This window comes from Leucobacter allii, from assembly GCF_022919155.1.
Lineage (GTDB): Bacteria > Actinomycetota > Actinomycetes > Actinomycetales > Microbacteriaceae > Leucobacter > Leucobacter allii.
The window spans coordinates 632553-655268 of sequence record NZ_CP095045.1; the positions used below are offsets into that span (position 1 = coordinate 632553).

At 73.2% G+C, this 22716-nt stretch carries 20 protein-coding genes and 2 pseudogenes; 18 read left to right on the forward strand and 4 right to left on the reverse strand.

All coding sequences use genetic code 11. The features are described 5' to 3' along the window. Nucleotides 1-9: 9 nt before the first annotated feature. The 8 genes from MUN78_RS02735 to MUN78_RS02770 all read left to right on the forward strand — a co-directional run bounded on the left by MUN78_RS02735 (nt 10) and on the right by MUN78_RS02770 (nt 8411). Nucleotides 10-174 carry a hypothetical protein gene (locus MUN78_RS02735; RefSeq protein ID WP_244692898.1) on the forward strand — a complete coding sequence of 55 codons (165 nt, stop codon included), beginning with the start codon at nt 10-12 and terminating at the stop codon, nt 172-174. Further along, on the forward strand, nt 167-1045 hold the full coding sequence (locus MUN78_RS02740) for a TlyA family RNA methyltransferase (protein WP_244728645.1): 879 nt from the start codon (nt 167-169) through the stop codon (nt 1043-1045). Before MUN78_RS02735 ends, MUN78_RS02740 begins: the two co-directional genes overlap by 8 nt. Further along, nucleotides 1042-1974, forward strand: coding sequence for an NAD kinase (locus MUN78_RS02745; RefSeq protein ID WP_244728646.1), 933 nt, complete (start codon nt 1042-1044; stop codon nt 1972-1974). Before MUN78_RS02740 ends, MUN78_RS02745 begins: the two co-directional genes overlap by 4 nt. Next, a complete protein-coding gene (gene recN / locus MUN78_RS02750) occupies nt 1971-3656 on the forward strand; it encodes a DNA repair protein RecN (protein ID WP_244728648.1) in 1686 nt (561 codons plus the stop codon). The genes MUN78_RS02745 and recN overlap by 4 nt, the downstream gene beginning before the upstream one ends. Before the next feature lie 43 nt (nt 3657-3699). Next, nucleotides 3700-4962 carry an AI-2E family transporter gene (locus MUN78_RS02755; protein WP_244728650.1) on the forward strand — a complete coding sequence of 421 codons (1263 nt, stop codon included), beginning with the start codon at nt 3700-3702 and terminating at the stop codon, nt 4960-4962. Between the two features lie 64 nt (nt 4963-5026). Then, on the forward strand, nt 5027-6736 hold the full coding sequence (gene pyrG / locus MUN78_RS02760) for a CTP synthase (protein WP_244728652.1): 1710 nt from the start codon (nt 5027-5029) through the stop codon (nt 6734-6736). Nucleotides 6737-6744: 8 nt separating this feature from the next. After that, complete coding sequence (locus MUN78_RS02765; protein WP_244728655.1) at nt 6745-7407, forward strand: NUDIX domain-containing protein; 663 nt, start codon at nt 6745-6747, stop codon at nt 7405-7407. Beyond that, a complete protein-coding gene (locus MUN78_RS02770; protein ID WP_244728657.1) occupies nt 7407-8411 on the forward strand; it encodes a site-specific tyrosine recombinase XerD in 1005 nt (334 codons plus the stop codon). Before MUN78_RS02765 ends, MUN78_RS02770 begins: the two co-directional genes overlap by 1 nt. Nucleotides 8412-8579: 168 nt before the next feature. Here the strand turns inward: MUN78_RS02770 and zapE are convergent, their stop codons facing one another. After that, a complete protein-coding gene (gene zapE, locus MUN78_RS02775; protein ID WP_244728658.1) occupies nt 8580-9848 on the reverse strand; it encodes a cell division protein ZapE in 1269 nt (422 codons plus the stop codon). A gap of 263 nt (nt 9849-10111) precedes the next feature. Here zapE and MUN78_RS02780 point away from each other — a divergent pair, with 263 nt between their 5' ends. The 9 genes and pseudogenes from MUN78_RS02780 (at nt 10112) to MUN78_RS02820 (ending at nt 19055) form a co-directional block, all read left to right on the forward strand. After that, nucleotides 10112-10966, forward strand: a complete 855-nt coding sequence (locus tag MUN78_RS02780; protein WP_244728660.1) for a ParA family protein — start codon at nt 10112-10114, stop codon at nt 10964-10966. A gap of 9 nt (nt 10967-10975) precedes the next feature. Next, nucleotides 10976-11848 (forward strand): segregation and condensation protein A, encoded by an 873-nt coding sequence (locus MUN78_RS02785; RefSeq protein WP_429951524.1) that lies wholly within the window; start codon nt 10976-10978, stop codon nt 11846-11848. Further along, nucleotides 11841-12584, forward strand: a pseudogene (scpB, locus tag MUN78_RS02790) (SMC-Scp complex subunit ScpB); the annotation flags it as partial. The gene MUN78_RS02785 and the pseudogene scpB, both read left to right, overlap by 8 nt. A gap of 96 nt (nt 12585-12680) precedes the next feature. Beyond that, nucleotides 12681-13610 (forward strand): annotated as a pseudogene (locus MUN78_RS02795) (pseudouridine synthase); the annotation flags it as partial. Nucleotides 13611-13884: 274 nt separating this feature from the next. Beyond that, entirely contained in the window at nt 13885-14973 is a 1089-nt protein-coding gene (locus MUN78_RS02800) for a prephenate dehydrogenase (protein ID WP_244692909.1), read from the forward strand. Continuing rightward, nucleotides 14958-15707, forward strand: a complete 750-nt coding sequence (gene cmk / locus MUN78_RS02805; RefSeq protein ID WP_244728661.1) for a (d)CMP kinase — start codon at nt 14958-14960, stop codon at nt 15705-15707. The genes MUN78_RS02800 and cmk overlap by 16 nt, the downstream gene beginning before the upstream one ends. A gap of 2 nt (nt 15708-15709) precedes the next feature. Continuing rightward, on the forward strand, nt 15710-17323 hold the full coding sequence (der, locus tag MUN78_RS02810; RefSeq protein ID WP_255821012.1) for a ribosome biogenesis GTPase Der: 1614 nt from the start codon (nt 15710-15712) through the stop codon (nt 17321-17323). Nucleotides 17324-17398: 75 nt separating this feature from the next. Further along, nucleotides 17399-17911 (forward strand): DUF1801 domain-containing protein, encoded by a 513-nt coding sequence (locus tag MUN78_RS02815; protein ID WP_244728662.1) that lies wholly within the window; start codon nt 17399-17401, stop codon nt 17909-17911. Nucleotides 17912-18158: 247 nt separating this feature from the next. After that, entirely contained in the window at nt 18159-19055 is an 897-nt protein-coding gene (locus MUN78_RS02820) for a DUF817 domain-containing protein (RefSeq protein ID WP_244728663.1), read from the forward strand. A 102-nt stretch (nt 19056-19157) separates the two neighbouring features. On the opposite strand, the gene MUN78_RS02825 is transcribed toward MUN78_RS02820, so the two are convergent. The 3 genes from MUN78_RS02825 to MUN78_RS02835 form a co-directional block, all read right to left on the reverse strand. Next, nucleotides 19158-19586 (reverse strand): DUF4190 domain-containing protein, encoded by a 429-nt coding sequence (locus tag MUN78_RS02825; RefSeq protein ID WP_244728664.1) that lies wholly within the window; start codon nt 19584-19586, stop codon nt 19158-19160. Nucleotides 19587-19708: 122 nt separating this feature from the next. Continuing rightward, the gene (locus tag MUN78_RS02830; RefSeq protein ID WP_346730607.1) at nt 19709-21274 is read right to left on the reverse strand and encodes an MFS transporter; all 1566 of its coding nucleotides are present in this window, start codon (nt 21272-21274) and stop codon (nt 19709-19711) included. A 12-nt stretch (nt 21275-21286) separates the two neighbouring features. Beyond that, entirely contained in the window at nt 21287-21976 is a 690-nt protein-coding gene (locus tag MUN78_RS02835; protein WP_244728665.1) for a TetR/AcrR family transcriptional regulator, read from the reverse strand. A 242-nt stretch (nt 21977-22218) separates the two neighbouring features. Between MUN78_RS02835 and rraA the strand changes: the two genes are divergently transcribed. Then, nucleotides 22219-22695, forward strand: coding sequence for a ribonuclease E activity regulator RraA (rraA, locus tag MUN78_RS02840; RefSeq protein ID WP_244728666.1), 477 nt, complete (start codon nt 22219-22221; stop codon nt 22693-22695). The last annotated feature ends 21 nt before the right edge of the window (nt 22696-22716 follow it).

Consider the following 22716-nt stretch of genomic DNA (forward strand, 5'->3'; position numbering starts at 1 on the left):
GCTGGTCGCATGAGCGCAGGCGAGCAGCAGCCCGAGGAGCCGTCCGAGGAGGACGGCCTGCTCGGCAGGATCGAGCTGATCGAGTCGCAGCCGCTGCCGGCGCGGGCCGCCGGCTTCGAGCAGCTCCACGATGAGCTGCTCGCCGAGCTGCAGCGCGGAGACCACGGTGACTGAGCCCGCCGCTCGCGCGGCCGTCTGGTCGGGGGAGCCGGAGCGTCTCGATCGGGTGCTCGCCCGGACCGGGCTCGTCCGCTCGCGCAGCCGTGCGGCCGAGCTCATCGCCCGGGGCGAGGTCAGCATCGACGGCGCGCCCGCGGGCAAGGCCGGCGTTCGGGTGCCGGACGGCGCGAGCGTCTCCGTCGCCTCGTCGGACCGCTATGTGAGCCGAGGTGCCCACAAGCTCCTCGCCGGGCTCGACGCCTTCGCCATCTCCCCGGCGGGCCGTCTCGCCCTCGATCTCGGCGCCTCCACCGGCGGCTTCACCCAGGTGCTGCTCGAACGGGGCGCACGCGCCGTGCTCGCGGTCGACGTCGGCCACGACCAGCTCGCGCCCGAGCTGCGCGGCGATCCCCGGATCCACCTCTTCGAGGGCTGCAACGCGCGCGACCTCGACGCGCCGAGCCTCGCCGCGGGCACCGGCGTCTCGGAGCGACCCGGGCTCGTCGTCGCCGACCTGTCCTTCATCTCCCTCGCGCTGATCCTCCCCGCGATCGCGCGCTGCGCGGCCGCCGACGCCGAGCTCCTCCTGCTCGTGAAGCCCCAGTTCGAGGTCGGGCGGGTGAAGGACGGCGTGGTGACGGATCCCGCGCAGCACGCCGAAGCGATCCGGATCGCGCTGCGCGCCGCGGCGGCATCCGGCTACGCCGCGCGCGGGATCGTGCCCTCCCCGATCGCCGGAGGCACGGGGAACCGCGAGTTCCTCGTCCATCTCGCGCCTGCGGCGCAGGCGGATCCGACAGAATGGGAGGCGCGCATCGCGGAGCTCGCCGGCTCCCGCCGCACCACCGACGCGCCACGGCGCGCACGAGCCGAGGGAGGGACATGATCACGGCACCGGAGCAGAGCGAGCGACGCTTCCTCATCGTCTCCCACACGCATCGCGACGAAGCGGTCGCGGCGACCGTCGAGGCCGTCTCGGCGCTCCACGCCGCCGGCGTCATCCCGGTGCTCGACGCCCAGGATCGCGAGGACTTCGCCCAGCACATCGCCGTCGAGCGCATCGAGCAGCTGGGCCGCGAGACCTCGATCGAGGATCTCGAGGCCGCGATCGTGCTCGGCGGCGACGGCACGATCCTCCGCGCCGCGGAGCTGCTGCGCGGTTCGGCCTGCCCCATCGTCGGCGTCAACCTCGGTCACGTCGGCTTCCTCGCCGAGATGGAGAGCTACGACCTGGCCTCGACGATCGAGCGCGTCCTCGCCAGGGACTACACGGTCGAGGAGCGGCTCACGATCGACGTGCGGGCCACCTGCGACGGCGAGGTCATCGCCGACACCTGGGCGCTCAACGAGGCGAGCGTCGAGAAGCAGCGCCGCATGCTCGAGGTCGCCATCGGCGTCGACGGGCAGCCGGTGTCCACCTTCGCCTGCGACGGCGTCGTCATCGCGACCCCGACCGGGTCGACCGCCTACGCCTTCTCGGCCGGCGGACCCGTCGTCTGGCCGAGCGTGCAGGCGATCCTGATGGTCCCCATCGCCGCCCACGCCCTCTTCAACCGCCCGCTCGTCACCGGCACCGACTCGGAGCTGAGCGTGCGGATCCTCCCCGAGAACATCGGACCGGGGGTCATGTGGTGCGACGGCCGGCGGCGCACGGAGCTGCCCGCGGGGTCGACCGTCGAGGTGCGCCGATCCACCGAGACCGTGCGGCTCGCGCGCCTGAACCGCGCGCTGTTCTCCGACCGCCTCGTGCGCAAGTTCCACCTGCCGGTCTCCGGCTGGCGGGGCAATCGCCGCGAGGGCGAGGGTGTCGCATGATCGAGGAGCTGCGGATCAGGGATCTCGGCGTGATCGCCGACGCCACGCTCCCGCTCGGGCCGGGCTTCACCGCCATCACGGGCGAGACCGGGGCGGGGAAGACCATGGTCGTCACGGCGCTCGGGCTCCTCATGGGCGAGCGCAGCGACGCCGGCGCCGTGCGGAGCGGGGCGGGCCAGGCGCGCGTCGGCGGACTCGTGCGGACGTCGGACCCGGCCGTCGCCGAGCTCGTCGACGAGCTCGGCGGCGACGTCGAGGAGGGCGAGCTCGTGCTCGGCCGGACCGTGAGCGCCGAGGGACGCAGCCGGGCCACGGTCGGCGGCGCGGCCGCGCCCGTCGGGAGCCTCGGCCGTCTCGCCGAACGGCTCTTCGCCGTGCACGGCCAATCGGAGCAGCTCCGGCTGCGCTCGCAGGCGGCGCAGCGGGAGACGCTCGACCGTTTCGGCGGCGCGGAGCTCGCCGAGGTGCTGCGCGCCTACGCCGGGGCGCACCGCGAGCGGCAGCGGCTCGCCGCCCGGCACGCGGAGCTCACGGCCGCGCGGGAGGAGCGCGCCGCCGAGGCTGCGCGGCTGCGCGGCGAGCTCGAGGAGATCTCAGCCGTCGACCCGCAGCCGGGGGAGGAGCACGAGCTGCTGCGCCGCGTCGAGCTTCTCGGCAACGTCGAGGCGCTCCGCGAGGCGAGCGGGAGCGCCCACGAGGCGCTCGTGAGCGACTCCGACGACCCCATGATGCGCGACGCCAACGGCCTCGTCGACGGCGCCGTGCAGGCCCTCGAGCGCGTGGCCGGCCACGACGATCGGCTGGCGGCGGTGCTCGAGACGCTGCGCGGCGTGAGCTTCCAGCTCGCGGACGCCGCACGGGAGCTCGCCGCCTACGGCGACGACCTCGATCAGGAGGGGCCGGGGGAGCTCGCGCGGGCCAATGAGCGCCTCGCCGCCCTGAACGGCCTCTTCCGGCTCTACGGCGCCGATACCGCGGCCGTCATCGCGTACGGCGCCGATGCCGCCTCCCGGCTCGCCGAGCTCGATGGGGACGACGAGACGATCGGCGAGCTCGCCGACGGACTGGAGCGCGCGAGCGCGGAGGAGCAGGGGCTCGCGGAGCGGCTGTCCGGACTGCGACGCGACGCCGCCGCGCGGCTGTCGGAGCTCGTGACGGTCGAGCTGCGGCAGCTCGCGCTGCCCGACGCCGAGTTCCTCGTGCGGGTGGCCCCCCTGGAGAGCCTCGGAGCGTCGGGGGGCGACGAGGTGCAGCTGCTCCTCGCCCCGCATCCGGGGGCCGCGCCGCGGCCGATCGCGAAGTCCGCCTCCGGCGGCGAGCTCTCCCGCGTGATGCTCGCGCTCGAGGTCGTGGTCGCGGGCGTCGACCCGGTGCCGACCTTCGTCTTCGACGAGGTCGATGCGGGCGTCGGCGGCGCGGCGGCGATCGAGATCGGCCGCCGGCTCGCGCGCCTCGCCCGCAGCTCGCAGGTGATCGTGGTCACCCACCTCGCCCAGGTCGCCGCGTTCGCGACCAACCATCTCCAGGTCGTGAAGGACTCCTCGGGCGGATTCACCGAGTCGAGCTGCCGTCGGCTCGAGGGGGAGGAGCGACTCGCGGAGATGGCGCGGCTGCTCTCGGGGCTGAGCGACTCCGGCAGCGCGCTCGAGCACGCCGCCGAGCTCCTCGCGCTGCGCCCCTGAGTCGTCGCCCGCGAATGTCCCCGCCGGGTGCTACGCTCCCCCCATGGTGAAGATGTTCGGCCGCGAACTGCGCGGTCGCCGGGTGAAGCCCGCGCTGGACGACGACGCGGCGGCGAAGGCGGCGTATCTCGACTCGCATCCGGCCGTCGTGCACGCCGACCTCGAGCAGCTGGACGCCGAGACGCGGGCGATGTACCGCGATGCGCGCGAGGCCGCAGCCGACGCGCAGGAGGCGCGCGCGAAGCACCCCACCCGCGAGTTCGTGGTGCGCAGCCCCTTCCAGCTCGGCTTCACGGTGACGCTCGGCGTGCTCATCGCGGTGCTCTTCGGCGGGATGGTCGAGCAGCTCAGCACCATCATCATGTACGTCGTCGCGGCGCTCTTCGTCGCCCTCGGCCTCGACCCGGTGGTGCGCCGGCTCGAACGCAAAGGGGTGAAGCGCCCGCTCGGCATCGGGATCGTGTTCGGCGGCTTCGTGCTCGTCATCGTGGCGCTCCTCGCCATCATCATCCCGATGATCGCGAACCAGATCGCGCTGCTCGTGCGCAGCGCCCCCGCCCTGTTCCGGGACGTCACGCACCAGCCGTGGTTCCTGGATCTCAACGAGCGCTTCGGGCAGTACATCGACCTCGACGGCCTGCTCGGCATGGGCCAGGACCTCGTGACCAATCCGGGGAACTGGGCCCAGCTCGCCGGCGGCGTATGGCAGGCCGGCGTCGGCATCGCGAACGGGCTCACGGCCGCGCTGATCGTGCTGATCCTGACCCTGTACTTCCTGGCCTCGCTGCAGACGATCAAACGCGCCTTCTACTCCCTCGTGCCGCGCTCGGGCCGCGCCCAGGTGATCGACATCACGGAGCAGGTCACGAAGTCCGTGGGCGGGTATGTGAGCGGCATGGTGGTGCTCGCCTTCATCAACGCCGTGCTCGGCTTCGTCATGATGACGATCGTCGGAGTGCCCTTCGCGGGCCTCGTCGCGGTCGGCGTGTTCCTCCTCGCCATCATCCCGCTCATCGGCTCCGTGCTCGCCACGGTGCTCGTCGCCGCGGTCGCGCTCTTCGACTCGCCGATGACCGCGATCATCGCGGCCGCCTACTACCTGATCTACATGCAGATCGAGTCCTATCTGCTCACCCCGCGCATCATGAACCGTGTCGTGTCCGTGCCCGGCTCGCTCGTCGTGATCGGCGCGCTCGCCGGCGGTACGCTGCTCGGGCTCCTCGGCGCGCTCATCTCGATCCCCGTGACCGCGATGGTGCTCATGATCATCAAGCAGGTGTGGGTGCCCAGGCAGGAGCTGCGCTGAGCGCCGCGCCGGGGCGCCGGTCTCCGATGTCGTGTCCGAAGTTCAACTGATAGGATTGAAGCCCGTGGGAACAGAGCAGAACGCGGACCAGGCCAAAGTCACCAAGCACATCTTCGTCACCGGGGGCGTCGTCTCCTCCCTCGGCAAGGGCCTCACGGCCGCCAGCCTCGGCAATCTCCTCACGGCGCGCGGGCTGCACGTCGTCATGCAGAAGCTGGATCCCTATCTGAATGTGGATCCCGGCACCATGAACCCGTTCCAGCACGGCGAGGTCTTCGTGACCGATGACGGGGCGGAGACCGATCTCGACATCGGGCACTACGAGCGCTTCCTCGGCATCAACCTGTCGCAGGCCGCGAACGTGACGACCGGGCAGATCTACTCGACCGTCATCGCCAAGGAGCGCCGCGGCGAGTACCTCGGCGACACGGTGCAGGTCATCCCGCACATCACGAACGAGATCAAGCGCCGGATGCGTCTGCAGGCCCAGGAGGACCCCCGCCCCGACGTCATCATCACCGAGGTGGGCGGTACCGTCGGCGACATCGAGTCGCAGCCGTTCCTCGAGTCCGCCCGTCAGGTGCGGCACGAGCTGGGCCGCAAGAACGTGTTCTTCGTGCACGTCTCGCTCGTGCCCTTCATGGGGGCCTCGGGCGAGCAGAAGACCAAGCCGACGCAGCACTCCGTCGCCGCGCTGCGATCGATCGGCATCCAGCCCGACGCGCTCGTGCTCCGCAGCGACCGGCCCGTCACCGACGACAACCTGCGCAAGATCGCGCTCATGTGCGACGTGGACGAGAACGCGGTCGTCAACGCGATCGACGTGCCGAGCATCTACGACCTCCCGAAACTGCTGAACACGCAGGGGCTCGACCGCATCATCGTCGAGAACCTCGGACTCGACGCGCGGGCCGACGAGGTGAACTGGAGCGGCTGGCAGCCGGTGCTCGACGCCGTCCACCAGCCCAAGGGCGAGGTCACGCTCGCGCTCGTGGGCAAGTACATCGACCTGCCCGACGCCTATCTCTCGGTGACGGAGGCGCTGCGCGCCGGCGGCTTCGCGCACTCGACCAAGGTGAACATCCGCTGGGTCCCCTCGGACGACTGCGAGACCCCGGAAGGCGCGCGCGAGGCACTCGGCGACGTCGACGGGATCTGCGTGCCCGGCGGCTTCGGCATCCGCGGCATCGAGGGCAAGCTCGGCGCCCTCCGCTTCGCCCGCGAGAACGCCATCCCCACGCTCGGCCTCTGCCTCGGCCTCCAGTGCATGGTCATCGAGTACGCGCGCAACGTGGCCGGCCTCGACGGGGCCTCCTCGACGGAGTTCGACCCTGACACGGCGGTGCCGGTCATCGCCACCATGGCCGAGCAGGTCGACATCATCGACGGCGGCGACCTCGGCGGCACCATGCGCCTCGGTCTCTACGAGGCGGCGCTCGCCGAGGGCTCCCTCGCGGCGGAGCTCTACGGCGCGCCCGTGGCGAGCGAGCGCCACCGGCACCGCTACGAGGTGAACAACCGCTATCGCGAGGAGATCGCGGCGGCCGGGCTCCGCTTCTCGGGCACCAGCCCCGACGGACAGCTCGTCGAGTACGTCGAGCTCCCCGCCGAGACGCACCCCTTCTACATCGCGACGCAGGCCCACCCGGAGCTCCGCTCGCGCCCCGGTACCCCGCATCCGCTCTTCGCGGGTCTCGTCGGCGCGGCGATCGACCGGCGGGAGGCCGCGCGCCTCTTCGAGGTCGACGAGGCGCAGGCCGTCGACGGGGAGTGACGGCGGCGATGACGGACGGGGGAGCGCGGCCGCTCGGCGACGACCTCGCCGACGCGCCCGCCGAGGTCCCGTTGCTCGAGAGCGAGGTGCTCGTCGGCGGACGCGTCTGGGACGTGCGCCGGGATCGCTTCGCCTTCGGGGACGGCGAGCTCGTGCGCGACTACGTCGACCACCCCGGCGCCGTCGCGGTGCTCGCGATCGATGCGCGGGATCGCGTGCTGCTCATCAGGCAGTACCGGCACCCCATCGCCCAGCGCAATTGGGAGATCCCCGCGGGGCTGATGGACGCGCCCGGCGAGACCGGCGTGGACTGCGCGCGGCGCGAGCTCGCCGAGGAAGCCGATCTCCGCGCCGACCGCTGGGATCTGCTGCTCGACCTCGTGCTGTCCCCCGGGGGCTCGAGCGAGGCCATGCGCATCTTCCTCGCACGCGACCTCAGCCCCGTCGCGCACGACTTCGCGCGCGGCGAGGAGGAGGCCGAACTCGTGCCGCACTGGGTGCCGCTCGACGAGGCCGTCGAAGCGGCCCTCGCCGGCCGCATCCGAAATGCCGTGACGGTGAACGCGGTGCTCGCCGCGGCCGCGTCCCGCGGTCGGGGATGGCGCACGCTGCGGGATCCGGAGCTGCCGTGGACCGCGCGCGAGGCGGCGCGGGGGGAGCGCTCGGTCTGATGCCCGCGGGCGCGGATCCCGGTGCCGGCGCGGATCCCGGCGCGGGTGCCGGCCGGGTGAGCGCGGCGCGGGGCGCGGAGCGCTTCCTGCGTCACGTCGCCCTCGAGCGGGGCCTGTCGGCGAACAGCCAAGCCGCCTACCGCCGCGACCTCGCGGCCTACGGGGCGTGGCTCGCCGAGCACGGCGTCGCCGGGCTCGAAGCCGTCACCCCCGACACCCTGTCGGCGTACGTCGCCGAGCTCGGGGAGGGCGGCCTCGCCCCGGCGTCCATCAGCCGCCGGCTCTCCACCGTGCGCGGGATGCACCGCTTCCTCTTCGAGGAGGGGCTGCTCGAGACGCACGCCGGCAGCGCGGTCCGCACGCCCAAGCGCGCCCTCCGCCTGCCCAAGGCCCTGCCGATCGAGGATGTCGAGGCGCTGCTGGCCGCCGCCGGCGGCGACGACGCCGTCGGGCTGCGGGATCGCGCGCTGCTCGAGCTGCTCTACGCCAGCGGGGCGCGCGTGAGCGAGGTCGTGGCGCTCGACGTCGACGATCTGCTCGCCCAGGACGGCGGCGGCGACGCCTGGCACGACCCCGAGCGCGCGCTCGCCGACGGCGGCTTCGTGCAGGTCACGGGCAAGGGCGCGAAGCAGCGGCTCATCCCCTACGGCGGCTACGCCGGGCGCGCGCTCGCAGCGTACCTCGTGCGGGCGAGACCTGCGATGGTCGAGCGGGGGCGCGGCACGCCCGCCCTCTTCGTCGGGCCGCGCGGCGGTCGCGTCTCGCGCCAGACCGCCTGGCTCGTGATCCGCGCCGCCGCCGCGCGCGCCGAGCTCACCGCGGAGGTCTCACCGCACACGCTGCGCCACTCCTTCGCGACGCACCTGCTCGCCGGCGGCGCCGACGTGCGGACCGTGCAGGAGCTCCTCGGGCACGCCTCCGTCGCCACGACCCAGATCTACACCCAGGTCACCGCCGACACGCTCAGGGAGCACTATCTCACCGCGCACCCCCGCGCGAGCTGAGCGGCGCAGGCGGGAAGACGCGCTGGACCGGCGCACTTGCCGCGTCGGCTCACTCGCCGATCCGACGCACCCACCGCGCCGGCTCGCTCACCGCGCCGGCTCGCTCACCGCGCCGGCTCGCTCACCGCGCCGGCTCGCTCACCGCGCTGGCTCGCCCACCGCGCCGGCTCACTCGCCGAGCAGTGCGAGTCGGCTCTCCGCGCGGAAGAGGTCGGGCGGAGGATCGGAGACGGCGGCGAACGACGCCCGATCCGTTGCGGCGCAGATGACGAGCGTCGCCTCGGCGTGCGCGAGCACGTCGATGAGGGCGACGAAGCGCTGCCTGGCCTCCCGGCTCGCCGCCGCGAGCGGCGGGACGCCCGTGAGCACCCAGCGGTCGTGCGTCGCCACGAGGTCGAGGTAGTCCTGGGCGATGGAGGGGGCTTCGAGCAGCTCCGCGAAGTCGAACCAGATCTCGCCCGCGGCGGCTCGTGCGGCGGTGCCGGCGGCCCGAGCGCGGTCGGCCCGTGCACGCAGCGCGCGATGCCCCTCGAGCACGGTCGTCGCCTCTCCGGGGTCTGGCGGGAAGAGGCCCGCCGCCGTCAGCGCCGCGTCCGCGTCCCGGTCCGACGGCACCACGATCCAGCGTCCCGCCGCGAAGCCCTGCCGAGCCCCGCCGTGCGGCTCCGCGCTCCGGTCCCGCGCTCCCGACCCGGGTTCGCCGCTCGGTTCCGACTGTGCCGCTGACTCCGCCGCAGATCCCGGCGCCGAGCCGAGCACCGATCCCGGCGCCGGAATCGATCCCGGCCCGTGTCCGCCGGCGCCGCGGAGCCGCCGGTAGTCGACGCCCGCGTCGAGATCCCGGACCGCGAAGCGCTCGCGGATGAGCCGGACGCTCGGCTCGACCACGTGATGGTAGACCGGACTGTCGAGGAGCAGCTCGGGCGCGTAGTTCGAGGTGAGCAGGGTCGGCACGCCCCGTGCGCAGAGTTCGGCGACGAGCCGGTTGAGGAGGCTCGCCCCGCCCGGGTCGTGCACGTGCAGCTCGTCGAAGAAGAACAGCGCGGTGCCGTCGAGCAGCGAGGTGACGGTCTCTTCGATTGCGTCGCGAGCGCTGAGCCGGGCGCCGAAGCGGCGCTGCAGCTCCTGGAAGAAGGTGTGGAAGTGCACCTGCCGCTTCGCCGCATCAGGCAGCGGTGCGGCGCGGAAGAGCTCGGTCATGAGCCAGGTCTTCCCGCGGCCGGCCGGCCCGTGCAGGAACAGCCCCACGGGGGCCGACGCATCGGGGCGGGATCCCGCAGCGGTGAGGATCGCCGCGGCCTCGCCGAGCACGGCGCGCTGGGCCGCATCCAGCGCGATCCCGCGCGCCTCGGCTGCGGCGACCACCGCGGTTTCGAGGGCGAGCGAGGGGACGTCGTGCGATCCGCTGCGGGCGTCGGTATCGGGGGATCGGGTCACGGCTCCCGAGTGTAGCCCCGATCCGCCGCACCGCCCCGTCCCGTGCATTCCGCCCATCCCGATGCGCTCCGCCCATCCCGATGCGCTCCGCCCGTCCGGATACGCGCCGATCATCCCGATGCGCGCCGTCCGGCTCAGGAGGGGCCAGCCCGGCTCCGGCGAGCGCGGCCCGGTCGGCGCGCCGTGGCGGCCGGATGACACGCGGTCCGCGCGGCGGCTCCCGCGATAGGATGGGGCGTTAGCGAGCGAGAGGAGCACGGGGAATGGCGAAGAACCAGGTCGAGCTGGGGCCCACCGGCCGACCCGAGCGTGTCATCCCCGCGCCGCCGAAGCTCGAGCGGCACGGTCCGGCGCGCATCGTCTCGATGTGCAATCAGAAGGGCGGCGTCGGCAAGACGACGAGCACCATCAACCTCGCCGCGGCGCTCGCGCGCTACGGCCGGCGGGTGCTCGCGGTGGACTTCGATCCCCAGGGCGCGCTCTCCGCGGGCCTCGGCGTGGCCGCGCACGACGTCCCCACGATCTACGACCTGATGCTCGGCAAGCTCAAGGATCCGCGCGAGGCCATCCAGCGCACGGACACCCCGGGGCTCGATCTCATTCCGGCGAACATCGATCTCTCCGCCGCCGAGGTGCATCTCGTGACGGAGGTCGCCCGTGAGCAGATCCTCGCGGGCGTGCTGCGCAAGGTCGTGGACGATTACGACGTGATCCTCATCGACTGCCAGCCCTCGCTCGGCCTCCTCACCGTCAACGCGCTCACGGCGAGCCACGGGGTGCTCATCCCGCTCGCGTGCGAGTACTTCGCGCTGCGCGGCGTCGCGCTGCTCGTGGAGACGATCGACAAGGTGAAGGACCGGCTGAACCCCGCGCTCGAGCTCGACGGAATCCTCGCGACCATGTACGACTCCCGCACGCTGCACGCCCGCGAGGTTCTGGAACGGGTCGTGGACACCTTCGGCGACACGGTCTTCGACACGGTGATCGGCCGCACCGTGAAGCTGCCCGACGCCCAGATCGCGGCCAAGTCGATCCTCGACTACGCGCCGGCCAACGCGGCCTCCGAGGCCTATCTCAAACTGGCCCGCGAGCTCGTGCAGCGCGGCGTCGTCGCCTAGGGGCACCCGGTGAACGCGCTCGCCGAGCATCGCGAACGGGGCGCTGATCCGGATCCGGAGGCGGCGCGCTCCGGTGGCGAGCCCGCCGACGGGGACGCCGACGGCTTCCGCGTCAGCCTCGAGGTGTTCGACGGGCCGTTCGACCTGCTGCTGAGCCTCATCGGCAAGCACGAGCTCGACATCACGGAGGTCTCCCTCAGCCTCGTCACCGACGAGTTCATCGCCTACCTCGGCTCGCTCGAGGGGCGGGGGCTCGCCCAGCTCGACCGGGCCTCGGAGTTCCTCGTCGTCGCGGCGACGCTGCTCGACCTGAAGATCGCGAGCCTGCTGCCGCAGGGCGAGGCGGTCGACGCCGAGGACATCGCGCTGCTCGAAGCGCGCGATCTGCTCTTCGCGCGGCTGCTCCAGTACCGCGCGTTCAAGCAGGCGAGCGCGTGGTTCCGGGCTCGCCTCGACGCCGAGGATGCGCGGCATCCGCGACAGGTGCCGCTCGATGCGCGCTATCGCGAACGCGCGCCGGAACTCGTCTGGACGCTGTCGGCCGAGGATTTCGCCGCGCTCGCGATGCTCGCCTTCGCCCCGAAGACGCTCCCCACGGTCGGCCTCGACCACCTGCACGCCCCGCTCGTGTCGATCCGCGAGCAGGCGGCGATCGTGGTGTCCCTGCTGCGCACGGGCGGCGCGCACAGCTTCCGCGAACTCGTGGCCGGGGTCTCCGAGCGCGGCGTGATCGTCGCGCGCTTCCTCGCGATCCTCGAGCTTTACCGGCGCGCCGCGGTCACCTTCGACCAGGCCGAGCCGCTCGGCGAACTGCACGTGCGCTGGGCGGGGGAGACCTGGTCCGACGACGAACTGGCTACGCTGGGGAACGACTATGACTGACACGACGCCGAACGACCGGAGCCGCGGGCCCGCCCCCGCCTCCGCCGCTGGGCCTGCCCCTGCCCCTGAGCCCGCCTCCGCCGCAGCCCCGGGATCCGGGTCGCTCCCGCAGGGTGAAGCGTCCACGAACCCTGCCGGAGCGACCCGGATCGCGCCGCAGGGGGCCGGGGAACACGGAGGATCCGGGGAACCCGGACCCGGGGGGACCGAGGGGTCCGGGGAGCCCGAAGGATCCGGAGCGTCCGGAGAGGCCCCGGAACCGGGGGGAACGCTCGAACGCGTGCGCGCGGAGCATGCGCTCGCGCAGCAGCTCGAGGCGCTGCTCATCGTCGCCGACGAACCGCTGAGCGCGATCGCCCTCGCGACCGCCACCGACCGGCCCGTGCGGGAGGTGCGCCGGGCGCTCGACGGACTCATCGCCGAGTTCGACGGCGCGGACGGCGGCACGGCGCCCCGGGGCTTCGAGCTGCGCGAGGTCGCCGGCGGCTACCGCTTCTACGTCCGCGAGAGCCTCGATCCGCTCGTCGCCGACTTCGTGCAGCAGCAGACCCCGGCGAAGCTCTCGCAGGCGGCGCTCGAGACGCTCGCGGTCATCGCCTACCGTCAGCCCGTCTCGCGCGGGGCGATCGCCTCCATCCGCGCGGTGAACGTCGACTCGGTCGTGCGCACGCTGCTCGGGCGCGGGCTCATCACGGAGGTCGGGCAGGATCCCGAGACGACCGCGACCCTCTACGGCACGACCGAGGCGCTCCTGCGCCACCTCGGCATCGGGGACGTCTCGGAACTGCCGCCGATCGCCCCCTCCTCGACGACGGCAGCGAAGGATTCGACCATGAAACGCTCTGACGGACGCCCGGACCCCCACGCGGGAGACGGAGGCGGGCTCGGCGGATCCTTCTCCGTCGACGGGGCCGAGATCGACATTGATCTCGCCGAGTTCGGCTGGCCGGGGAGCCCTGCCCGAAAGCCGGGCGGGTCGGGCGGGTCGGGCGGGTCGGGAGAGACGGGCCGCGGCGCGGCGAGCGACGGCTCCGAGGACGACGGCCGCGTGCGCCTGCAGAAGGCCCTCGCCCACGCGGGCGTCGCGTCGCGCCGCGCCTGCGAGTCGCTCATCACCGGCGGTCGGGTGACGGTCAACGGGGCGGTGCAGCGCGAACTCGGATCGCGGATCGACCCGGAGCACGACGACGTCCGCGTCGACGGCGTCGTCGTGCAGCTCGACGTCTCCAAGCGCTACTTCGTGCTCAACAAGCCCCGGGGCGTGGTCTCGACGATGCGCGATGAGAACGGCCGGCCCGATCTCCGCGAGTTCACCGACGCCGTCGACGACCGCCTGTACAACGTCGGCCGGCTCGACACGGACACGAGCGGACTGCTCATCCTCACGAACGACGGAGAGCTCGCGCACCGCCTCGCCCACCCGAGCTTCGGGGTGCAGAAGACCTACATCGCGAAGGTCCGCGGCCGCGTGAGCGCCGCGGTGATCCAGCGGCTCAAGGACGGCGTCGAACTCTCGGACGGGCCGATCCGCGCGGATCGGGCGAAGCTCCTGCCCGGCGGATCGACGAGCGCGCACTCGCTCGTCGAGATCACGCTGCACTCCGGCCGCAACCGCATCGTCCGGCGCATGCTCGCGGAGGTCGGGCACCCGGTGTCCGAGCTCGTGCGACGGCAGTTCGGTCCGCTGCACCTCGGCACGCTCCGCGTGGGGGAGCTGCGCGAGCTCTCGGCGGCCGAGCGCGGTGCGCTGCTCAGCGCGGTCGAGGACGGCGCGGTCGAGGACGGCGCGACCGAAGATGGCGCCGGCGGGAGCGGCGCCGCGGGAGGCCGCGGCGATCGGAGCCGCGGCCAGGGCGCGCGCGGCGGGCGCGGCGCGGTCACGGCTGGCCGACCGGGCGACGGCAAGGGCGCTCGCGGCATGCGCGGCGCGGCGGCGCGGGGGAACCCGCACGGCCGCGGGGGCGCGGGCGGCCGCGGCGCGCGCGGCGGCAGGGCCGACGGACGATGACGGCGGGCGACGGGAAGAGGGAACGGCCATGAACGAGCTCGCGGCACGCACGAGCGGATCCGTGCACGTCATCGGCGCCGGGCTCCTCGGCGCGAGCGTTGGACTCGGCCTCCGCGAGCACGGGGTCGACGTCACGATCGAGGATCTCTCGCCCACGACCGTCGCGCTCGCCGCGGACTACGGGGCCGGCAGGCCCCGCTCCGCCGCGGACGATCCACCGGCGCTCGTCGTCGTCGCGACCCCGCCCGACGTCGTCGCCGACGTCATCGAGCGGGCGCTCGCGAGCTACCCCGAGGCCGTGGTCACGGACGTCGCGAGCGTGAAGCTCGCACCGTTCCGGGAGCTCACGCGACGCGGTGTCGATCTCACGCGCTACGTCGGATCGCACCCGATGGCGGGGCGCGAGCGGGGCGGAGCCATCATGGCGCGCGCCGACCTGTTCACGGCGCGCCCGTGGGTGATCTGCCGGGATCACGAGACCCCGGCGGCGGCGCTCGCGCTCGTCGAGTCCGTCGCGCTCGACCTCGGCGGCGTGCTCATCGAGATGACGCCGGAGGAGCACGACCGCTCCGTGGGCCTCGTCTCCCACCTGCCGCAGGTGGTGTCGAGTCTGCTCGCCGCCCGGCTCGAGCCGGCGAGCGATCAGGCGATCGGGCTCACCGGGGCCGGGCTGCGCGACACGACGCGGATCGCCGCGAGCGATCCCGAGCTGTGGGTGCAGATCCTCGGGGCGAACCGTGCGCCGGTCGTCGAGCTGCTCGACGCCTTCGCCGCCGACGTCGCGGACTTCGCTGAGGCGCTGCGGGATCCGGAGCGCGCCGGGGCGAAGCGGCGCATCGCCGACCTCCTCTCGGCGGGCAACCGCGGCGTCGCCCGCATCCCGGGCAAGCACGGATCCTCCGAGCGATTCACCACCATCACGGTGCTCGTCGACGATCGCCCGGGGCAGATCGCGCGGCTGCTCACCGAGCTCGGAGAACTGGGCATTAATATGGAAGACTTGCGCCTCGAGCACTCGCCGGGTGCGCAGATCGGATTCGCGGAGATCGCGGTGCTGCCCGAAGTGGCCGAGCGCGCGCTCTCCGACCTCGCGGAGCGCGGATGGAGGACGCTGTGAACGACGCCGTGGACGACCGGCCGGCCGACGCCGCCCCCATTCTCGTCGCCATCGACGGGCCCGCGGGGAGCGGCAAGTCGAGCGTCTCCCGCGCCGCCGCGGTGCGCCTGGGCTTCGGCATCCTCGATACCGGCGCCGCCTACCGCTCCCTCGCCTGGACGGCGACCGAGCTCGGCGTCGACCTCGACGACGCGGCGGCGGTTGCGGCGATCCTGGACGACTGGGAGTACCGCATCACGCTGCGCGGGGAGCAGCGGGTGACGGTGCGCGTCCCCGGCGCCGATCCCGAGACCGATCCCGCCGACGTCACGGCCGCGATCCGCGCGCACGCGGTGAGCGGGCTCGTGAGCCGGGTCTCGAAGCACCCCGAGGTGCGGGATCGGCTCAATGCGATGTTCCGCGGGATCGTCGCAGCGTCCGGGCTGCCCGGCGTCGTGATCGAGGGGCGCGACATCACCACGGTGGTCGCACCGGATGCGCCCGTGCGGATCCTCATGACCGCCTCCGCCGAGGTGCGCGCGCGGCGTCGCGCCGGCGAGCTCGCCGGGCTCAGCCACGAGCAGGTGCTCGCCGACATCGCGGCGCGCGACGCGAAGGACGCGCTCGTCGTGGACTTCTTCACCCCGGCCCCGGGGGTGACGCTCGTGGACACGAGCGACCTGGACTTCGAGCAGTCGGTGCAGGCTGTGGTCGATATCGTACGAGCGGTGCAGCGCGCCGCGGAAGAGAGCTGAAGATGAGCGAGCAGACCCCCGGAACGGGCGCCGAGCAGGACGGACCCGAGGTGTTCGACGCGGCCGCCACCCATGGCGCCGAGTCGGACGGAGTCGTGTTCGACGACGCCGCGTTCGACGGCGTCGATCCCGAGGGCGGCGAGGTGATCGTCGGCGAGGGCTTCGACGACTCTGTCACGGACGAGGAGCGGCTGCGCGCCATGCGCTCCAACCTCGAGGCCTTCGAGCTCGAGGACGACGACGTCGCCATCATCGGCGCCGACGGCGAGTTCCTCGGCTTCCGCGAGCCGGTCGCCGAGGCGCTGCCGGTCGTCGCGATCGTGGGGCGCCCGAACGTCGGCAAGTCGGCGCTCGTCAACCGGATCCTCGGTCGCCGCGAGGCCGTCGTCGAGGACGTGCCCGGCGTCACCCGGGACCGGGTGAGCTACCCCGCGGAGTGGGTCGGCACCCGCTTCACCCTGGTCGACACCGGCGGCTGGGAGCCCGACGCGAAGGGGATCGACGCGTCCGTCGCCCTGCAGGCCGAGGTCGCGATCGAGCTCTGCGACGCCGTCATGTTCGTCGTCGACTCCCGCGTCGGCCCCACGGCGACCGATGAGCGCGTCGTGCAGCTGCTGCGCCGCACGAAGAAGCCCGTGTTCCTCGTGGCGAACAAGGTCGACGACGCGGTGCTGGAGCCGGAGGCCGCCCAGCTGTGGTCGCTCGGCCTCGGCGAGCCGCACGCCGTCTCGGCGCTGCACGGCCGCGGCGTCGCCGACCTCCTCGACCAGGTCGTCGCGTCGCTGCCTGAGGAGTCCGCCGTCGCCCAGCCGAAGCTGCAGGGGCCGCGCCGCGTCGCGCTCCTCGGCCGGCCGAACGTCGGCAAGTCGAGCCTGCTCAACAAGGCCGCGGGCGAGGAGCGCGCGGTCGTGAGCGACATCGCGGGCACCACGCGCGATCCGGTCGACGAGCAGGTCGAGATCGCCGGGCGCGTGTGGACCTTCGTGGACACGGCCGGCATCCGCCGGCGCGTGCACCTGCAGAAGGGCGCCGACTTCTACGCGTCGCTGCGCACCGCGGCCGCGCTCGAGAAGGCCGAGGTCGCCGTCGTGCTCATCGACGTGACCGAGGAGATCTCGGATCAGGATCTGCGGATCATCGACCTCGTGCTCGAGTCGGGGCGCGCGCTCGTGCTCGCCTTCAACAAGTGGGACCTGCTCGACGATGACCGCCGCCGGTATCTGGAGCGGGAGATCGAGCAGGATCTCGCGCACGTGGACTGGGCGCCGCGGGTGAACATCTCCGCGCGCACCGGCCGGCACCTCGAGAAGCTCGTGCCCGCGCTCGAGCAGGCGCTCGAGTCCTGGGACACCCGGATCCCGACCGCGAAGTTCAACGCCTTCGTCGCCGAGCTCGTGCAGGAGCATCCGCACCCGCTCCGCGGGGGCAAGCAGCCGCGGATCCTCTTCGGCACGCAGGTGCAGAACCGGCCGCCGACGTTCGTGCTCTTCACGAGCGGCTTCCTCGATCCCGGGTACCGCCGCTTCATCCAGCGGCGCCTCCGCGAGCGCTACGGCTTCGAGGGCTCCCCGATCGTGCTGAACATGCGGATCCGGGAGCGCCGCCAGCGCCGCTAGCACCCGCGGCTGCGCCGGCTGTTCCGCGTCGCGGCGGGCGTCGCGCCGCGTGGAAGCGAGGTCTACGCTGGGGGCATGGCTGACGACGTCGAGACCTACCTGGCGGGCTTCCCGGCGGAGACGCGCGAGCGACTCGAGGCGCTGCGCTGGATCGTGCGGGAGGAGTGCCCGCGTGCCGTCGAGGGCGTCATGTACGGGATGATCGGCACGAAGCTCAACGGGCACCCGCTCGTCTACTTCGGCGGCTTCGCGAAGCACATCGGCCTGTACGCGACGCCGACCGGCCACGAGGCCTTCGCGGAGGAGTTCGCGCGCTACGAGCAGGGCAAGGGCTCCGTCCGTTTCCCGCTCGCCGAGCCGCTGCCGAGCGCGCTGATCCGCCGGGTGATCGCCTTCCGCGCCCGGACCGTCGGGGAGGCGCTCCCCGCCATCGGGGCCCCGGCGACGCGCGCGCTCGCCGGGATCGGGGTGACGCAGTTCGACCAGTTGCGCGGACGTACGGCACGCGAGCTCCTCGCGCTGCACGGCTTCGGACCGAAGGCCCTGCGGATCCTGCGGGAGGCGGGCGCACGGATCGCGGACGAGTGAGCGCGGACGCGTAAGCGCGGACGCCTGAGCGCTGACACCCGATCGCGCGACCGCGTAGATTGGGTGGGGTCGCGAGAGCGCCGCGAGCCGGTGCGGGAGCACCCGGGCGCGGAGCCGGCGCGGGAACCCGACCGGCAGGCTGACACACGACGGCCGACGGTCGGCGGCCGGGATCGGACGGCCGAGCGGTGACGGCCGACGAACGAGGAACGACTGCCCGGTGACGAGACGGCGGGAACGGAGCGGGATGGCACGGGAGACCGGCGGACGCGACGCGGAACTCACGCGTCTGGAGCGCGCGATCGATCGGGCCGCGCACCGGCTCCTCGCGGGGCGCCCGGCGCGCGGACCGCGGGCGTTCCTCATCGAGTGCGCCGTGTTCCTGCTCAAGCAGGCGTGGGCGTGCGTCTTCGGCGCGCTCCTCCTCCTCGCGATCCTCGCGGCGCGCCTGTGGTACCCCGACGACGCCCCGCTCGCCCGCAACGACGCGCTCACCCTCGCGGCGATCCTCATCCAGTGCGGCATGCTCGCGTTCCGCCTTGAGAGCGGGCGGGAACTCTGGGTGATCGTGCTGTTCCACCTCACCGGCACCGCGATGGAGCTCTTCAAGACCGACGCGGGCTCGTGGAGCTACGCGGCGGACGGGGTGCTCCGGATCGGCGGGGTGCCGCTCTTCAGCGGCTTCATGTACGCCGCGGTCGGCTCGTACATGGTCCGCGTGCACCGGCTGCACGAGCTGCGCTTCGCCCGCTACCCGAGGGTGTGGGCGACCACGATCCTCGCCGCGCTGATCTACGCGAACTTCTTCACCCACCACTTCATCGTCGACCTCAGGTGGATCCTGCTCGCCCTCGTCGCACTGCTGTGGTGGCGCACGGTCATGCACTTCCGCGTGTGGCGGGCCACGCTGCGGGTACCGGTGCTGCTCGTCTTCGCGGGGGTGGCGCTCGTGATCTGGGTCGCGGAGAACATCGGGACGTGGGCGGGGGCCTGGCTCTATCCGGATCAGGAGGCGGGCTGGGTGCTCGTCTCGCCCCAGAAGATCACGGCGTGGTTCCTGCTCATGATCATCTCCGTCGTCATGGTCACCTGGGTCTACCCGCCGCGGGCTCCGGATCCCGCGCCCGCGCGCCCGGCGGGCTGAGCGCCGCGGGGCGCGCGGGGCGAAGGGCGCGGGCGGCGGGCCCGGGATCCGGAACTCGCGGATCCCTCGGGCCCCCGCGCGGCCCCGCGGCCCGCGGATCGCTCAGGCGGCGAGCACCGGGAGCGCGATGAGACCCGCCCCGAGCACGGCGAGGGCGACGAACGCGAGGACCGCCCAGATGGCGAGCATCGCCGCGTTCAGCCAGACGCCCCAGAGCGCGATGGCGCGGTCGGCGGCGCCGCGGCGGAGCGCGACGATGCCGAGCACCAGGCCCGTGAGCGGGGCGAAGAACGTCCAGCCGCTCACCACCGACACGATGCCGAGCACGAAGCTGGTGACGGCGAGCGGGCGCGCCGCCTCGCCGCGGTCGCGCGGGGCGATCCGGGGATCGCCGCCGGCGTCGGCGTTCTCGAGGCCGGTCCCGGCAGTCGCGGTCCCGGCGGTCGCGGTCGCGGCGACCCCGGTCGCGGGAGCGGAATCGGGATCGCGGGGCCCGGGTGCCGGGGTCTGGATGGTCATGGTCGCGCTCATGGCGGTTCCTCTCGTCGGGGCCGCGCTCGATGCTCCGCGCTGCCGATACCCCTACGCTACGAGCGGGACGGGCCCGCCCGCATCGTGCCGGGGTATCGGCGGCGTGGTACCGCGGTGCCGGCTCAGTGGCCGGAGGCCGAGATGTCGGTGCCCTTCGGCGTCATCAGGAAGACGAGCACCGCGACCGCGAGCATGATCGCGCCGCCGGCGATGCCCGTGGTCTGCATCGAGTGCGTGAACGCGACCCCCGCCTCCGAGGCGAGCTGCGGCAGGCCGTTGCCCTCCGCGATCGCGACGGCGGCGCCGAGGGAATCCTCGGCCTGGGCGCGGATCGCGGGATCGAGCGCGAGGAGCGCGCGCCCGGCCTCGAACTCGGCACGGTACATGAGCGCCGCGATGCTGCCGAGCACCGCGACCCCGAGCAGCGCCCCGAGCTCGTAGGAGGTCTCCTCGAGCGCACCGGCGTTGCCCGCCTTCTCCTCAGGGGTGCCGTGCATGATCATGGCGGAGGCGATGGCGAGGGAGCCGGTGCCCGCGCCGATGAGCACGAGCGTGACGGTGACGGTGACGGCGCCGAGCACGCCGGGCTGCAGTCCCATGACGAGCATGCCGATGCCCGCGAGGCCGAGGCCGCCCGAGAGCACGGCGCGGGCGCCGATGACCCGGGCGAGCGGGGGCGCCGCGAGCGAGGCGAGGGCGCCGGCGATGGCGATGGGGAAGAGGCGCAGACCCGTCTCCACCGGGGACGCGCCGTCGACGAGCTGCATCCACTGCGCGAGCAGCAGTAGCGCCGCGATCATGGCGAAGGTCGAGCCGAGCGCGGCAACGATCCCGGCCCCGAAGGTGCGGTCGCGGAAGAGCCGCAGATCGAGGAGCGGATCGGGGCGCCGCAGGCAGCGCACGGTGAACCAGGCGAGCAGGGCGGCGCCGGCCAGGAACGCCGCCCAGGCCTCCGGGACGGCGAGGCTCGCGTGCTTGCCGAAGGTCTTGATCGCCCAGACGAGCAGCGTCATGCCCGCGAGCGAGAGCAGCGCCGCGAACGCATCCCAGCGGCCCGTCGCGGGCACGCGGGATTCGGGCAGGAGGAAGAGCCCGGCGACGATCGCGAGGAGCATGAGCGGCACGTTGACGATGAACGCCGCGTGCCAGGAGAAGTGCTCGAGCAGCACGCCGCCGAGCAGCGGGCCGATGGCGGCGCCGAGCCCCGAGACGGCGGCCCAGACGCTCAGGGCGGTCGCGCGCTCGCGGGCGTCGGTGAAGATGATGCGGATGAGTGAGAGCGTCATCGGCATGATCATCGCGCCGCCGACGCCGAGGAGCGCGCGGATCGCGATGACAGCCTCGGCGCTGTCGGCGAGCAGCACGAGCAGGGACGCGGCGCCGAAGATCGCGTAGCCGAGCATGAGCATGCGCTTGCGGCCCCAGCGGTCGGCGATCGCGGCGAAGGAGACGAGGAGGCCCGCGAGCACGAGCGAGTACACGTCGACGATCCACAACTGCTGCGCCGCGGTGGGCTCGAGCTCGGCCGACATCTCCGGGATGGCGATGTTGAGGATCGTCATGTCCATCGTGATGACGAGCAGGCTCGCGGTGAGCACCGCGAGGGCGGCCCAGCGCCGGCCGCGTCCGCGCGGTCGACCGGCCGAGCCGGGGAGGGGGGCGGTGGGGGCGGGGTGCGCGGTCGACACGTGGGGCTCCGGTTACGTCGGGGTGCTCGCTTCTCGAGCGGGGATGGGGGGATGCTGGGGCGCCGGATCCGGGTCGGGATCCGGCGCGGGTCGGAAGACCGCTGCGGCGCCGGCGCCGGCGTCGGGGGCGGGGAGACCCGCGATGGCCCGAATCGTGCGGCTCATGGCCTCGGGCGGCACGGGCTCGCCGCGCAGGCCGGTGTGGATGAGCGCGCCGTCGAGGTAGTGCGCGATGGCGGTGGCCCGCTCGGCGCCGAAGCGGGGGGTGAGGATCTCGATGAGGCGGTTCGGCCAGCGCAGCGCGAGCTCGCGCAGCCGCGGATCGGCGATCCCGCTCGTGAGGAGCGCGATATCGGCGCGCACGGCGCGGCGATCCGCGAGGAACTCCTGCATCTCCTGGGCGATGCGGTCGGGCATCTCCTCGATCTCGCAGGTGAGGCGCTCGAGCTCGTCGAGTTCGGCGTCGATCTCGTCCGAGAGGCTCGTGAGCGCCGTCTCGCGGAGCTCGTCGAGCGAGGCGAAGTACTGGGTGGTCGAGCCGAGCGAGACCCCCGCGCGCTCGGCCACGGCGCGGTGCGTGAGCGAGTCGGGACCCGTCTGCACGATGAGCTCGGTCGCGGCGGCGACGATCGCCCGTCGGCGGCCCTCGGGGTCGCGCTTGCCGGGGAGCGGGCGCTCGGTCTCGCGCTGCGGTGCGGCCATGGCGTCCTCCCCTCCCCGATGTCGGCGGTGATCTCGCCGGCGCTCATGGGCGTCGCGTCGGCGCCCGGGCGATCCCCGGCTTCATGTACAAACGTACAAGTACATTTGTACAGCAATGCGCGGGGTCGCCGCAAGCGTCGGTTTCACGCGAATGTGACACCGGAGATCCGCAATGTCCGCGGCCCGGGGTAGCGTGGACACCGAAACACATGCGGGCGCGAGCCCGTGGGGGAGAGGACCCGATGGCCCAGATCAGTACGGCGGACCTGTACGACGAACGCGGAGCGGAGCTCGCATCGCTCTCGCTCCAGTTCCTGAACCTCGGCGGGGTGACGGGCTTCACGGGGCCCGTGCGCACGGTCCGCTGCTTCCAGGACAACGCGCTGCTCAAGGAGGTGCTCTCGGGTCCGGGCGACGGCGCGGTGCTCGTCATCGACGGCGGCGGCTCCCTCGAGACCGCGCTCGTCGGCGACATCATCGCCTCGCTCGCGGCCGACAACGGGTGGGCGGGCCTCGTGGTGCACGGCGCCATCCGCGACCGCGTGGCGATCGGCACCCTGCCCATCGGGGTGAAGGCGCTCGGCTCGAACCCGGCGAAGTCCACGAAGACCGGGGCGGGCGAGGTGGACGTCGACCTCGAGATCGGGGGCGTAATCTTCACCCCGGGCGCCCAGGTCTGGTGCGACGACGACGGGATCCTCGTCGAGGCGGCGGCCTAGCGGCGGAGTCTCGGCGGGGTC

Bases quoted from the DNA above. Each gene is read 5' to 3' on its own strand.
- MUN78_RS02735 (WP_244692898.1), top strand. From the start codon at position 10: ATGAGCGCAGGCGAGCAGCAGCCCGAGGAGCCGTCCGAGGAGGACGGC.
- MUN78_RS02745 (WP_244728646.1), top strand. From the start codon at position 1,042: ATGATCACGGCACCGGAGCAGAGCGAGCGACGCTTCCTCATCGTCTCC.
- recN (WP_244728648.1), top strand. From the start codon at position 1,971: ATGATCGAGGAGCTGCGGATCAGGGATCTCGGCGTGATCGCCGACGCC.
- MUN78_RS02755 (WP_244728650.1), top strand. From the start codon at position 3,700: ATGGTGAAGATGTTCGGCCGCGAACTGCGCGGTCGCCGGGTGAAGCCC.
- MUN78_RS02765 (WP_244728655.1), top strand. From the start codon at position 6,745: ATGACGGACGGGGGAGCGCGGCCGCTCGGCGACGACCTCGCCGACGCG.
- MUN78_RS02770 (WP_244728657.1), top strand. From the start codon at position 7,407: ATGCCCGCGGGCGCGGATCCCGGTGCCGGCGCGGATCCCGGCGCGGGT.
- MUN78_RS02780 (WP_244728660.1), top strand. From the start codon at position 10,112: ATGGCGAAGAACCAGGTCGAGCTGGGGCCCACCGGCCGACCCGAGCGT.
- MUN78_RS02800 (WP_244692909.1), top strand. From the start codon at position 13,885: ATGAACGAGCTCGCGGCACGCACGAGCGGATCCGTGCACGTCATCGGC.
- cmk (WP_244728661.1), top strand. From the start codon at position 14,958: ATGGAGGACGCTGTGAACGACGCCGTGGACGACCGGCCGGCCGACGCC.
- der (WP_255821012.1), top strand. From the start codon at position 15,710: ATGAGCGAGCAGACCCCCGGAACGGGCGCCGAGCAGGACGGACCCGAG.
- MUN78_RS02815 (WP_244728662.1), top strand. From the start codon at position 17,399: ATGGCTGACGACGTCGAGACCTACCTGGCGGGCTTCCCGGCGGAGACG.
- MUN78_RS02820 (WP_244728663.1), top strand. From the start codon at position 18,159: ATGGCACGGGAGACCGGCGGACGCGACGCGGAACTCACGCGTCTGGAG.
- MUN78_RS02825 (WP_244728664.1), bottom strand. From the start codon at position 19,586: ATGAGCGCGACCATGACCATCCAGACCCCGGCACCCGGGCCCCGCGAT.
- MUN78_RS02835 (WP_244728665.1), bottom strand. From the start codon at position 21,976: ATGGCCGCACCGCAGCGCGAGACCGAGCGCCCGCTCCCCGGCAAGCGC.
- rraA (WP_244728666.1), top strand. From the start codon at position 22,219: ATGGCCCAGATCAGTACGGCGGACCTGTACGACGAACGCGGAGCGGAG.